11 protein-coding genes are annotated in these 13,282 nt (G+C 66.5%); 4 read left to right on the plus strand and 7 right to left on the minus strand.

What is annotated here, in order from left to right; translation table 11 throughout:
• Together K2Y56_RS25645 and K2Y56_RS25650 are read left to right on the plus strand one after the other, a co-directional pair.
• Positions 1–620: hypothetical protein (locus K2Y56_RS25645; RefSeq protein ID WP_292514800.1), on the plus strand; the 620-nt coding region annotated here is incomplete at its 5' end.
• 228 nt (positions 621–848) lie between these two features.
• Positions 849–3,476 carry a DNA translocase FtsK gene (locus tag K2Y56_RS25650; protein WP_292514803.1) on the plus strand — a complete coding sequence of 876 codons (2,628 nt, stop codon included), beginning with the start codon at positions 849–851 and terminating at the stop codon, positions 3,474–3,476.
• Positions 3,477–3,509: 33 nt separating this feature from the next.
• Here the strand turns inward: K2Y56_RS25650 and K2Y56_RS25655 are convergent, their stop codons facing one another.
• Entirely contained in the window at positions 3,510–4,247 is a 738-nt protein-coding gene (locus K2Y56_RS25655; RefSeq protein ID WP_292514824.1) for a lytic transglycosylase domain-containing protein, read from the minus strand.
• 329 nt (positions 4,248–4,576) lie between these two features.
• Entirely contained in the window at positions 4,577–6,337 is a 1,761-nt protein-coding gene (locus tag K2Y56_RS25660) for an ABC transporter transmembrane domain-containing protein (protein WP_292514806.1), read from the minus strand.
• A gap of 205 nt (positions 6,338–6,542) precedes the next feature.
• On the opposite strand from K2Y56_RS25660, the gene K2Y56_RS25665 reads away from it, so the two are divergent.
• The gene (locus K2Y56_RS25665) at positions 6,543–7,409 is read left to right on the plus strand and encodes a metal ABC transporter substrate-binding protein (RefSeq protein ID WP_292514827.1); all 867 of its coding nucleotides are present in this window, start codon (positions 6,543–6,545) and stop codon (positions 7,407–7,409) included.
• 8 nt (positions 7,410–7,417) lie between these two features.
• On the opposite strand, the gene moaD is transcribed toward K2Y56_RS25665, so the two are convergent.
• The 4 genes from moaD to K2Y56_RS25685 form a co-directional block, all read right to left on the minus strand.
• Entirely contained in the window at positions 7,418–7,669 is a 252-nt protein-coding gene (gene moaD / locus K2Y56_RS25670) for a molybdopterin converting factor subunit 1 (protein WP_292514808.1), read from the minus strand.
• Positions 7,670–7,694: 25 nt separating this feature from the next.
• On the minus strand, positions 7,695–8,294 hold the full coding sequence (pgsA, locus tag K2Y56_RS25675; RefSeq protein ID WP_292514810.1) for a CDP-diacylglycerol--glycerol-3-phosphate 3-phosphatidyltransferase: 600 nt from the start codon (positions 8,292–8,294) through the stop codon (positions 7,695–7,697).
• A 135-nt stretch (positions 8,295–8,429) separates the two neighbouring features.
• The gene (gene uvrC, locus K2Y56_RS25680) at positions 8,430–10,466 is read right to left on the minus strand and encodes an excinuclease ABC subunit UvrC (protein ID WP_292514812.1); all 2,037 of its coding nucleotides are present in this window, start codon (positions 10,464–10,466) and stop codon (positions 8,430–8,432) included.
• Between the two features lie 89 nt (positions 10,467–10,555).
• Positions 10,556–11,293, minus strand: coding sequence for a chemotaxis protein (locus K2Y56_RS25685; protein WP_292514815.1), 738 nt, complete (start codon positions 11,291–11,293; stop codon positions 10,556–10,558).
• 234 nt (positions 11,294–11,527) lie between these two features.
• Here K2Y56_RS25685 and K2Y56_RS25690 point away from each other — a divergent pair, with 234 nt between their 5' ends.
• Entirely contained in the window at positions 11,528–12,316 is a 789-nt protein-coding gene (locus tag K2Y56_RS25690) for a L,D-transpeptidase (RefSeq protein WP_292514818.1), read from the plus strand.
• A 48-nt stretch (positions 12,317–12,364) separates the two neighbouring features.
• Here K2Y56_RS25690 and K2Y56_RS25695 read toward each other — a convergent pair whose 3' ends face one another.
• The gene (locus tag K2Y56_RS25695) at positions 12,365–13,078 is read right to left on the minus strand and encodes a DUF2076 domain-containing protein (protein WP_292514821.1); all 714 of its coding nucleotides are present in this window, start codon (positions 13,076–13,078) and stop codon (positions 12,365–12,367) included.
• Positions 13,079–13,282: the final 204 nt, after the last annotated feature.

Raw genomic sequence — 13,282 nt, forward strand, 5'->3', positions numbered from 1 at the left:
GGGTGGGTTCAGACACGGGTCACTTCTCGATGGAAACTTCGGGCTCCGCCGGGTCAACTCTCAACGGAAATCAACACACCGACTTCATCGAGTACGCCGGCAAGGTCCTCTACACCGCCACGGATTCGCTGACGATCGGCGCGAACGTTTTCTTCGCTCCGAACTATCTCGGCACGCACACCAACGGCACCTATGCGTCGGGTACGATTGCCTACACGCTGCCCGCCACGCTGTTCTCGTTCCTGCCCGAGGCCTATGCCGGCGGCTTCTCGATCTCGGGTGAGGGCGGACACTACTTCCTCGGCGCTCTCAAGAACTCGGCGAGCGGCTTCAACGACGCCCTTGGCCGCTTCAACGTCATCGACCTGCCGAGCTATGCCTACGGCAACGTCGGCATCTCCTACACCTACAAGAACATCATTCTCGATGCTCGCTATCACACCACCAACCTGAACCAAGTTCAGTGCGGTACGGTATCGGGCGATTTCCGCGGCCTGGTCACCGGTGGCCGCTCGAAGTGGTGCGGCGACTCGTTCATCGGATCGATCACCTTCCAGACCTCGACCGCCTCTCCGGGCATCTACGCTGAGCCGGGCGGTCTCCTGAACCTCTTCCGCTAAGATACGATATGGCCGATGGCCGAGGGCTCCGGAGAAATCCGGAGCCCTTCTTGTTTGTCCGTCCTGCCTCACTCTGGCTGGGGTCGGAAGCTCAGCCCGTCGCGGGGAGCGACGGCCGGCTTTCAACGGGTCGGCCGTGCACAACGCCACACCGGCCGATCATCCTTAAACGGCCGTTAACTCCGGCCGCTTAGCGTTACCGGACATTCCCATAGTACCCGGTTCCGCATGCGCTCGCTCCGACGTTCCGCATCGCCCTACGAGACCTTCGTCGATACCGTCCGTCCGTTCCTCGCCAAGCGGATGACGGAACTCGGTGGTCTCGTGCTGTTTGCCAGCGCAACGGCCCTCACGGTCGCGCTCGCGACCTGGTCGATCGACGATCCGAGCCTGAACCATGCCACCAACCACGCTGCCCACAACGTGCTTGGGGCTCCGGGCGCCGTGGTCTCCGATCTAGCGATGCAGCTCATCGGCCTCGGCTCTCTCGCCTTCGCACTGCCGCCGGCGTTGTGGGGCGTCCGCCTGATGCGGTCGCGGGATCTGCCGAATGGCGGGCTGAGGCTCACGCTCTGGATCATCGGCTTCTTCGCCGCGAGCGCCGTCGCCAGCGCCCTGCCTCCGACGGCGCGTTGGCCCCTTCCGAGCGGACTCGGCGGCGTCGCAGGCGATGCGTTGATGCATGCCGCCCGTACCCTCGTGGGCGTGATCTCGACGTCCGCTACACCGCTCTGCGGCTTCGGCTTCGCCGTCGTTGCCATCCTGAGCCTCACCGGGGCTTGCCGCGTCGGGAAGACGGACGAGGCCGACGATGAGCGATTTTCCCCAGACCGGTCTCCGGTGCGCCGGGAAGCGCGCCCGATGGATCGCGACGAATCTGACGAGCCGAGCCTCGGTATCCTTTCGCTCGGCACCCTCGCGCACGGTCTGATGGCCGGGCGCGACGGGATCGGTAACTGGCTGCAGGCTTGGCGTCAGCGACGCGCCGCGGAGGTAGCCGCGGCCGTCTATGCCGGCAACTCTCCGGCTCTCGCCGCGAGGCGTGCCTTCGCTGCTGACGAGGACGCTCAGTGGGGGCCCGCGGCCTCCGCGGCCGGATCGGACGGCCGCCGCGAACCGGTCTTCGATGAAGCGGAGGCCGCGCCCCCGCCCGTGGTCGCTCGCCGTGGGCTCGCGCCTATGCTCCATGACGAAGCAGGCGAGGACGAAGAGGCTGGTGGAGCGGAAGCAAGCGAACTTCCGCAACCGCCGCGTTCACGCGTCGCCGCTCCGCCGCCGGCCATTGCGCCGATCCGCCGTCCGCTCCCGCCGGTACGGCCGGATGCCTACGCCCATCCTGCCCTCGAACTGCTAGCCGAGCCCAAGGGACCGGCGGCAAGCAGCCTGATCTCGACCGATGCCCTCGAGCAGAACGCCACGCTGCTCGAGGCGACGCTTAGCGATTTCGGCGTTCGCGGCGACATCCTCGCGGTGCGGCCGGGCCCCGTCGTCACCCTCTACGAACTCGAGCCGGCGCCGGGGACGAAGTCGAGCCGAGTGATCTCCCTTGCCGACGACATTGCCCGCTCGATGTCGGCGGTCTCCGCCCGCGTCGCCGTCGTGCCTGGCCGCAACGCCATTGGCATCGAGCTGCCGAACGCCAAGCGCGAGACCGTGTACCTGCGCGAGCTTCTGGCGTCGCCCGATTTCGTCGAGACCAAGCAAAGCCTCGCTCTGTGCCTCGGCAAGAATATCGGCGGCGAGCCGATCATCGCCGACTTGGCCAAGATGCCCCACCTGCTGGTCGCCGGCACCACCGGCTCGGGCAAGTCGGTGGCCATCAACACCATGATCCTGTCTCTCCTCTACCGGCTGAAGCCGGAGGAGTGCCGCCTGATCATGGTCGACCCCAAGATGCTGGAGCTGTCGGTCTATGACGGCATTCCGCACCTGCTCTCCCCCGTCGTCACCGACCCGAAGAAGGCGGTCATCGCCCTCAAATGGGCCGTGCGCGAGATGGAGGAGCGCTACAAGAAGATGTCGAAGGTCGGTGTGCGCAACATCGACGGCTTCAATGCGCGCCTCGCCGAGGCGCGCGAGCGCGGCGAGATCCTGACCCGCACCGTGCAGACCGGGTTCGATCGCACCACCGGCGAGGCCGTGTACGAGACCGAGGAGATGGATCTTTCGGCCCTGCCCTACATCGTGATCGTGGTCGACGAGATGGCCGACCTGATGATGGTGGCCGGCAAGGACATCGAAGGGGCGATCCAGCGCCTCGCTCAGATGGCGAGAGCGGCCGGCATCCACCTGATCATGGCGACCCAGCGCCCGAGCGTCGACGTGATCACCGGCACGATCAAGGCGAACTTCCCGACCCGGATCTCCTTCCAGGTCACGAGCAAGATCGACTCGCGCACGATCTTAGGGGAGATGGGCGCCGAGCAGCTCCTGGGTCAAGGCGACATGCTGTTCATGGCCGGCGGCGGGCGCACCACGCGCGTGCACGGGCCGTTCTGCTCGGACTCGGAGGTCGAGAGCGTGGTGGCGCATCTCAAGCGCCAGGGCCGGCCTTCCTACCTCGACGCCGTCACCGCCGATGACGACTCGGGCGAAGGCGGCAAGGCCGGTGCCGACGAGGCCGACATCGCGGTGTTCGACCAGGGCAGCTTCGGCGAGCCCGGCGGCGAGCTCTACGATCAGGCTGTCCAGGTCGTCCTGCGCGACAAGAAGGCCTCGACGAGCTACATCCAGCGCCGCCTTCAGATCGGCTACAACCGCGCCGCCTCGCTGATGGAGCGGATGGAGATCGAAGGCCTCGTCGGCCCGGCCAACCATGCGGGCAAGCGTGAGATCCTGGTGGAGGAAGGCGCCTGAACGCCTCCTACACCGAGAACGACGCCTGAGTGGCTACCTGCCGTCGATCTGCTGACCGATGATGGCGATGGCCTTCTGATAGACTGACGCTGCGTTCCAGCCCTGGATCGCCGCGAAGTTCGGCTCACCCGGCTGGTAGCCGGCCCCCGGCCTCCAGCCATGCCCCTTCAGGAAGTTGGCCGTCGACATGAGGGCAGCCTCCGAATTGTTGAGGTCGCCCCCGGTGCCGTAATTGACGATGCTTTTCGGCAGGAACTGGGTATGGCCGACCTCGCCATGGGCGGCGCCGCGGGTATTGGCCGTGATGACGCCTCGGTCGACGAGGCTGAGGGCGGCATAGAGCTGGTCGGTGAAGAAGGCCGAGCGCCGGCAATCATACGCGAGGGTCGCCACGGCCGAGAGGGTGTTGACGTTGCCGCGCACCGCCCCGAACCCCGTCTCCATGCCCCAGATGGCCAGGAGCGGCCCCGGGGGAACCCCGTAGCGCTTCTCGATCGCGTCGAACAACGCGGCGTTGGTGCGCTTGAGCGTCTTGCCGCGCGAAACAATGGCCGGTCCGCCGCGCTTCGCCATGAACTGCTCCAGCGACAGCTTGAAGCTCTTCTGGCCGCGATCGGCCGAGATCGTCGCGGTCGAATAGGAGGTCGTCATCAGCGCCGCGAGGCTGGCCGGAGTCGCACGCCCGCGCGCCTCCTCGGCGAAGTCCCGCTTCCAGGCTTCGAACCCGCTCGCGCTGTTGCCGCATTGGGCAGCCTCCGCCGTGCCGGCCATCGCCGCCAAAGCCGCACAAGCTGCAACCTTAAGCCAGGTTTGATTGATCACTCGAAGCTCCTTCCCCGGCCGGCGGCCGGGCTTATTCCATCTCGTCCCACGACGAAGCCATGCCGGTGCTATCGCGGATGGCGATGGGTCGGACAAGTCGCCTCCGCATCGCCGAGGATCGCTCCGGTTCGGCCGGGCGGGAGGATTGGTCGGGACTCGTGGCCGATCTGGGGCATCGCACGGGTCCGGCTGAGGTTTTTGCCGCCGCGGATGGCACCGAGAGCGGATTCAAGGCGAGTTTGGTTGAAGGGAAAGTCTTCGATCCTGCATCGACGGGTTCAGGACCCGTCGTCGGCCAGCGTCATCCGGTAGAGCCCGGCATAGCTTCCGCTGGCGGCCATCAGCGCCTCGTGGGTGCCCGTCTCGATCACACGTCCTGCTTCCATGACGACGATGAGGTCGGCGTCCCGGACGGTGGAGAGGCGGTGCGCGATGACGAGGGTCGTGCGCCCGCGCATCAGCCGGCTGAGCGCGCCCTGGACCAGACGCTCGGATTCGGAATCGAGGGCGCTCGTCGCCTCGTCGAGGAGCAGGATCGGCGCGTCGCGCAGGAAGGCGCGGGCGAGGGCGATGCGTTGGCGCTCTCCGCCCGAGAGCCGGCCGCCGCTAGGGCCGACCCGGAAGGCGTAGCCCTCCGGCAACCGCGAGACGAAGCCATGGGCGGCGGCAGCCTCCGCCGCGGCCTCGATCTCGGCCTGCGTCGCTCCCGCGCGGCCGAAGGCGATGTTCGCCGCCACGGTGTCGTCGAACAGGACGATCTCCTGCGAGACCACCGCCACGGCCTCACGCAGGGAGCCAAGGGTGACGCAGCGCACGTCCTGCCCGTCGATGACGACGCGGCCGGAGGTGACGTCGTAGAGGCGGGGCACGAGGTTGAGGAGGCTCGACTTGCCCGAGCCTGAGCGCCCGACCAGAGCCGTCACAGATCCGGCCGGCACGGTGAGGTCGATCCCCTCCAGGGCCGGGGCATCGTCGCGGTAGCGGAAGCGGACGTCCTCGAAGCAGATCTCGCCGCCCGTGATCCGGATCGGGGCGGCATCGGGCGCCTGCAGGATGCGCGGTGCCTCGTCCATCAGGGCGAAGTAGCGCTGCAGGGCGGCGGCGGCCTCCTGCAGGATGGCGTTGAGGGTGCCGAGCGCCCGGGCCGGCTGTGCGGCGAGCAGCAGGGCCGCGACATAGCCGGTGAAGTCACCGACCGTGCGCTCGCCCGACATCACGCGCTGCCCGACGAGGACGAGAACGACGGCCACCGCGAGGCCGCCGCCCACTTCGAGGAGCGGGTCGAGCCGGCCGCGGGCATTGGCGGTCTTCATCTTGAGGCGGCGTACCTCGTCGAAGGCCTGGGTCGCCCGGCCCTTGAGATAGCCTTCCAGGCCGTAGGTCTTCGCGACGCGGGCACCCTGCAGGCTCTCGTTGATCAGGCTCGCGGCGGCGCCCATCTGCTCCTGCGTCGTCGTCGAGACGCGGCGAAGCTTGCGCCCGATCCGGCTAATCGGGCCGGCGAAGAACGGCACCGTCACCCCGGCCACGAGGGTGAGGATCGGGTCCATCCAGATCAGCACGGCCACCAAGCCGACCAGCATGGCGATATCGCGCAGCAGAACCGTCGAGATCCGGGTCAGGGCCTCCTTGATGTAGGCAAAATCGGTGGTGAAGCGCTGGGTGAAGGCGGCCGGGCTCTCGCGTCCGAGTTGGGCCAGATCCGCCTCGATGAGGTGGGAATAGAGTGCCACCTGCATGTCGGCCTCGACCCGCGTCACGACGCGGTTCGTCAGCACCGTCTGTCCGAACAACGCGAAGCCGCGGATTGCGGTGACGGCGATCACCACGACCGGGCCGTAGGCGAGGGCGGCGGTGTCCTTGTTGTCGAAGGCGTCGAAGGCGGTCTTGATCAAAGCGGGGTAAAGGCCGGTGGCGGCACCGACGATGGCGATCAGCACCAGCACCACGGCGAGGGTGGCGCTGTGCGGCCGCAGCCATTCGCGCCAGACCCGGCCGAGGAGAGGGAGAGTGTCGCCTCTCGAAAGCCGGCGCGCCATGTTCGTCGCTCGTTACCCTTGCCGGCCGGACCGGCACGGCGTCGCCCGCTCTGTGGCGCCCGATCGTCTCGAGATCAAGGTCAGGGCTTGAAGCTTGGCAATGTGATAATGTTTCAATAAGGAGGTTCCGGTCTAGGAGACCCCGACGATGCAGACCTGTCCTACGCGATCTTTCGGCTTGTGCCGGCTCGCCGTCCTCGCCGTCATGGTCGTGGCCGCCCTCCCGGCCATGGCGCAGGAGGTGTCAAAGCCTTTCAAGGCCGTCGCCACCTTCTCGATCCTCGGCGACCTCGTGCGCCAGGTCGGGGGGGACAGGGTCGCGGTCTCGACGCTGGTCGGCCCCGATGCCGACGCTCATGGATACAACCCGGCACCGGGGGATGCTCGAACCCTGCTCGAGGCCAAGGTGGTCTTCGTCAACGGCATCGGTCTGGAAGGTTGGATCGACCGGCTGATCAAGGCCTCGGGTACCAAGGCTCCCGTCATCACCGCCTCGAAGGGCGTGCCCACCCTCGCCGGCGAGGAGCATGGACACGACCACGCCATTGATCCGCATGCCTGGCAGAGCATTCCGAACGCCAAGCTCTACGTCGCCAATATCCGCGATGCGCTGGCGCGGATCGACCCAGACCATGCAGCCGTGTTCGCCGCCAACGCCGCCGCCTATCTCGCCAAGCTCGACGCCCTCGACAAAGAGGCGCGCAGTGCGATTTCCGCCATCCCGCCGGACCGGCGCAGGATCATCACGACGCACGACGCCTTCGGTTACTTCGCTGCCGCCTACGGGATGACCTTCATAGCCCCGCAGGGCGTTTCCTCCGAAAGCGAGGCGAGCCCGCGCGATGTCGCCCGAATCATTCGTCAGATCCGCAAGGACAAGATCCCGGCGGTGTTCCTGGAGAACATCGCCGATCCGCGCCTGATGCAGCAGATCGCCAAGGAGAGCGGAGCGCGGATCGGCGGCAAGGTCTATTCGGATGCCCTGTCCCGCGCCGACGGGCCGGCGCCGACCTATCTCGACATGATGTCCAACAACCTGAAGGCCTTCGGCGAAGCCCTCCGGACGAACTGAACGCCGTCTCAACCCCCCGTCATCGGGGGGAAGAAGGCGATCTCGGAGGCCTCGCCGATCGCCGCGTCCGGCTTCGCATGGACCTTGTCGATGGCCGCGCGGACGATGCCGGGGTTCTCGAAGGCGTAGGCGTATTCCTCGCCCCGCCCCCGCAGCCAGGTTACGAGATCGGCGATGGTGTCGATCCCCGCTGGGAGGTCGACACTCTCCTCGGCCTTGCCGACCCGTTCGCGCACCCAGGCGAAGTAGACGAGCTTCATCGCGATCGCTCCTGGGACACCGCCCTCACCGCGGATCGTCGATGACGTGCCTGATCCCGGCCCGCATATAGTCGTAGCCGGTATAGAGCGTGAGGGCTGCGGCCACCCAGAGCAGGCCTATCCCGATCCGGATGGTACCTGGAAGAATGGTCTCGCCGGCCGGGCCCGCGACCAGGAAGCCGATGGCTATCAGCTGTAGTGTCGTCTTCCACTTGGCGACCCGGCTCACCGGCACGCCGACCTTCAGCTCGGCCAAGTACTCGCGCAGGCCCGAGACCAGGATCTCGCGGCACAGGATCACGATCGCTGCCCAAAGATCCCAGCTCTGGATGGTGCCGTCGGCCGAAAGCATGAGCAGGCAGGCGGCGACCAGGAGCTTGTCGGCGATCGGATCGAGCATCCGGCCGAGGGCCGAGCTCTGGGCGTAGGTCCGGGCGACATAGCCGTCGAGGTAGTCGGTGATCGCGGCGAGCACGAAGACCCCGAACGCTGCGAAGCGCGCGCCGATCTCGTCCGGCCAATAGAGAAGAGCGACGACCACCGGAACGGCGACGAGGCGCCCATAGGTCAGGCAATTCGCCAGATTCCAGGCCGGCGACCGGCGTCGAGGGAGGACGGCGTTCATGGGCGGGGTGAACCACGCGGCAGATTGAGGGTCAACCGTTGCGCTTGTGAGAGATGCCGCTCTCTACGCACTTCCCTGGGGCTCGAACTCGGGCAGACGGCGCTCCTGCGGCGCAGAACCACCCCTCGGGCGTGCTCATCCGCCGGCATGGAAGAAGTCGTACACCGCCCTCGCGGTAGCCGCGTTGACCCCCGGCGTCTTCGCCAGATCCTCGAAGGCGGCGCGCTCGATCGCCTTCACGGTTCCGAAATGGTGGAGGAGGGCGCGTTTGCGGCTCGGGCCGATCCCGCCGATCTCGTCGAGGGGATTCTTGACCATCTCGCGCTTGCGCTTTGCCCTATGCGTGCCGATGGCGAAACGGTGGGCCTCGTCGCGCAGGCGCTGAACGAAATAGAGCGTCGGGTCGCGCGGTGGCAGCTTGAAGGGCGGCTTCCCGGGGATGAAGAACGTCTCGCGGCCGGCGTCGCGATCGCGACCCTTGGCGATGCCGACGAGGGCGACGTCGCTGACGCCGACCTCCTCGAGGGCAGCGCGCGCGGCTTCCAACTGGCCCTTGCCGCCGTCGATCAGGACGAGGTCCGGCCAGGCCGGGAATGTGTCGACCTCGTCAGGCATCGCGGACGAATGTGCCGGCGCGGGATCGACGGCGCTGCGGGGTGCTTCCTTCACGAGGCGCTTGAACCGGCGCTGCAGCACCTCGCGCATCATGCCGTAATCGTCGCCGGGTGTGAGTTCCTCCGACTTGATGTTGAAGGTGCGGTAATGCGTTTTCATGAAGCCGGTCGGCCCGGCGACGACCATGCCGCCGACCGCGTTCGTGCCCATGATGTGCGAGTTGTCGTAGACCTCGATCCGGCGCGGCGCGGACGGAAGACCGAAGGATTGGCCAAGGGCCACCAGCAGCTTGCCCTGCGAGGCGGTGTCGGCGAGGCGCCGGGCCAGGGCCTCCTTGGCGTTGCGCTGCGCATAGAGCACGAGGTTGCGACGCTCTCCGCGCTGCGGCTGATGGATCTCGACACGGTGCTCGGCTCGGCTCGACAAGGCTGCCCCGAGAAGTTCGGCATCCTCGATGGCATGCGAGACGAGGACGATCCGCGGCGCCGGCTTGTCGTCGTAGAACTGGCCGATGAACGAGGCCAGCACCTCGTCCGGCGTCATGGTCCGGTCCGCCTTTGGGAAATAGGCGCGGTTGCCCCAGTTCTGGAAGTTGCGGAAGAAGAACACCTCGATGCAGAACTGTCCCGCCTGCTCGTCGAGGGCGAAGACGTCGGCCTCCTCGATCCCCTGCGTATTGATGCCCTGTGTTCCCTGGATCGCCGACAAGGCGGCGATGCGGTCGCGGAAGCGAGCCGCCCGCTCGAATTCAAGCTTCTCCGAGGCAGCCTGCATCTCCTCACGCATCCGGTCCTTCACGGCGTTGGATTTGCCGGACAGGAAGCCGCGGGCGGATTCGGCCAGACCCTGATAATCATCGAGGGCGATCTCGCCGGTGCACGGTCCCGAGCAGCGCTTGATTTGGTAGAGCAGGCAAGGCCGGGTGCGGTTCTCGTAATAGCTGTCGGTGCAAGTGCGCAGGAGGAAGGCTCGCTGGAGGGCGTTCACAGTCCGGTTCACCGCCCAGACGCTGGCGAAGGGACCGTAGTAGCTACCCTTGCGCCGCCGCGCGCCGCGATGCTTGACGATCTGCGGCGCCTCGGAATCCGCGGTAACGAGGATGTAGGGGAACGATTTGTCGTCGCGCATCAACACATTGAAGCGCGGCTTCAATTGCTTGATGAGGTTGGCTTCGAGGAGCAGCGCCTCCGTCTCGGTGGCGGTGGTGACGAACTCCATCGCCGCCGTCTGCGAGATCATTCTGGCGATGCGGTTGGAATGCGCCTGACCGCGAGCGTAGGAACCGACGCGGGCCTTCAGGTTCTTGGCCTTGCCGACGTAGAGGACGTCACCCTTGTCGTCGAACATCCGGTAGACACCCGGCGAGGGCGGCAGCGTCGTCCAGAAGCGCCGGATCACCTCGGTGCCGGCCTTGACCGCGCCTTCCTCGAAATCGAAGTCGATCTCCGGCGCATCGTCCATGCGTTCGGGCGACTCATCGGCCTCGTCGCGCTCGTCGAACGTGTCCGGAGGCACGTCCTTCTGGGACGACAGGGTTCTCGCGGGGGCGCGGCTCATGCCGGAGATCTAAGCTGCCGGGATTCCAGAGGGAAGAGGCGCGATCTGCCGTTTCGAAGTGCCCCTTCCCGCCGCAGTATCGAGCCCGATCAGTCGAATAGCGCGTCGATGTCGCCCTGGTCGACATGGCCCGGGTCGTCCTCCAGACGCGGGCCGTTGAGGAGGGAGCTCTCGTCGTTGATGTCGGGCTTGATCGGTCCATTGATGCCGAGGACGTCCTTGAAGCTCTCGAGGCCTCCCCAAGCCTCGATCATCCGGTCGAGATGCTCCTCGACGAACTTCAGCACACCGACGATCTTGCTGATGCGCTGGCCGGTGAGATCCTGGAAGTTGCAGGCCTCGTAGGCGACGACGACACGCTCCATGATCGCGTCAATGTTCTCCCGGCCGGCGGCGGACTGGCGCATGGCGCGAAGGACGCTCGCGTTGGTCTCGATCTCCTCGATGGCGCCCAGAATGGTGCTCGTCGCACGCTCGGTGGATTCGACGACCGCATCGAGCTCGCCGGCCACCCGCTTCATGCCCTTGCCGGTATTCTCGGAACGATAGAGTGTCGCGATCTCGGTTTTTGTCCGGGTGATCGCGTCCTTCATGATATCGAGTTCGTTGCGCATCGCGAGCGCGTCGCTGAGCTCGCGGCGGCAGGCCTCCACGGTCTCGACCGTCGTGGTCTGCGTCGACTTCCGCAGTTCCTGGATTGCGCTCAGGATCTCGGTGAGGCGCGCACTGGTCAATTCCGACGTTTCGCTCGACACCGCCTTGTCCGGTGAGGGCGTGATGCTCGCAAGACCGAGGGCGTCTTCGATTCGATAGCGCTTCATGGTCATGGGTCGGGATCAGCCGTCAGGAGTTCACCGGCATGACGATGATATGGAGTGGTTGCTATTTGCTGAACGGTCGCCGCATCAGGTGAATTTTACTAAATCTTCACGCTGAATCGTACCGGAAATTGAATTCAATGGTTTCAATCCTGATTCACCACGTTCTTTCACCCTGTAGTCTGGTACTTATCGCCATCCTCAGCTCGAAGCGCGTCCTGCGCAGGGTCGGGGATGAGGGACATGCGATACGCTTTAGGCTTGATCGCTGCGGCTGCGACGTTCATGGCGAGCGAGAGCCTCGCTCAAGATGGACGCTATGGCGGTGGCTTCATCGAGTTCCTCGTGGCCGGGCCCGAGCGCCCCTCCAGAACCGGACCGAGCCGGTCGGGTTTAGGCGCTGAGGATAGCACGCTGGCTCGGCAGTCAGAGGCCTACGGCTACAGCGCCGCGGCCAGCCCGCGCATGCTCTCCTCGGGTGATCGCGTCCCGCCGGAAATGCTTTATCGGCAGCAGGTTACCACCCGCCTGGCGGCGCTTCCGCAAGCCGAGCCCCAAGAAGCTGTTTCGAGGATCGAGCGTGGGCCGGATCCACGCTATGCGCGGCAGGTGGTGAATTTCGACGGGCGTCAGTCAGCCGGGACCATCGTGATCGATACGCCTTCAAAGTTCCTCTACCTCGTCCAACCGGGAGGAAAGGCCCTGCGCTACGGCATCGGCGTCGGTCGGCCCGGCTTCACCTGGTCGGGTACCAAAACCATCACGCAAAAGAAGGAATGGCCGGACTGGACGCCTCCGCCGGAAATGCTGCGCCGCAGACCCGACCTGCCGCGTCACATGGCGGGAGGTCCGGGCAACCCGCTTGGAGCCCGGGCCCTCTATCTCGGCTCGTCCCTCTACCGCATCCACGGCACCAACGAGCCTCACACGATCGGACAATCGGTCTCGTCGGGTTGCATCCGCATGATGAACGACGACGTGACCGACCTTTACGAGCGGACCAGCGTGGGCGCCCGCGTCGAGGTCATCTGACGATGGTCGGCCCGTCGGTACAGTTGCGCCGCCGGGCCGATCCGTGACTCAGACCCAGTCGTCGTCGCCGCCGCCGCCGAGGTCGCCACCGAAATCGCCGCCGGCATCATTGTCGAACGAGGCGTCCTGGAGGTCGTTGCCGCCTCCGAGGGCCGAGCCGAAATCTTGGCTTCCGCCACCAAGGGACGCCGCATCGGCGCCCGTCCCGCCGAGACCCGCCGCCGCAGAGCTGCCGAGGCTGGAATGGCCACCAGCGAAGGCGCTCGACAAAGCGCTTCCTAGGAGCATGCCGCCGGCCGCACCCGCCGCCATCGGCAGCGCGGTGGCAAGGAAGCCACCTCCACGGGCGGGGGCCTGTTGCTGCCCGGCCCAGGGTCCGCCCTGCTGAGGGCCGCCGTAACCGCCCTGCTGCCCGTAGCCGGGCTGCTGAGCGTAACCCGGCTGTCCACCCTGGTTGCCCCACGGCTGGCCGGTCGGGCGCTGCGGCTCCTGGCGTCCACCACCGCCGAAGATGCTCGACAGGAAGCCGCCGCCACCCTGCGGCTGTTGCTGCGCGGAGCGCGCCTCTTCAAGCTGCTGCTGAAGGCTCTTGAGGGCTTCCTCCTGCACATAGATCAACTGCGCCATGGCGTAGGGGGCGTAGGGCTGGCTCCGAAGCTTGTCGGCAATGAAACGCTCGGCCTCCACGTCGCGCGGCTGGCTACCTGCCTGCTCGAGACGCTGGAAGATACCGTTGATGACGTCACGTTCTTCGCTGTTCATGAAGTCGTCCTCCTGGGGCAAGCCGGCGGGTTTGCTCCGCTCAGGCGTTTCAGAGATGGGGAGCGTGGCTGCGGTTTGTCAGGGGGGCACACCGAACTTCACGGGTGGGCGATCCAGCGCAATGAAAAAGCCCGGCCTCATGGAGGCCGGGCTTCTCGTCGTCATGAGCCGCCCGCGCCTGGCGGGCGGCGTCGACTGGTCGGC

Origin of the sequence: Methylobacterium sp. (assembly GCF_019745455.1) — a bacterium.
Classification (GTDB): Bacteria; Pseudomonadota; Alphaproteobacteria; order Rhizobiales; family Beijerinckiaceae; genus Methylobacterium.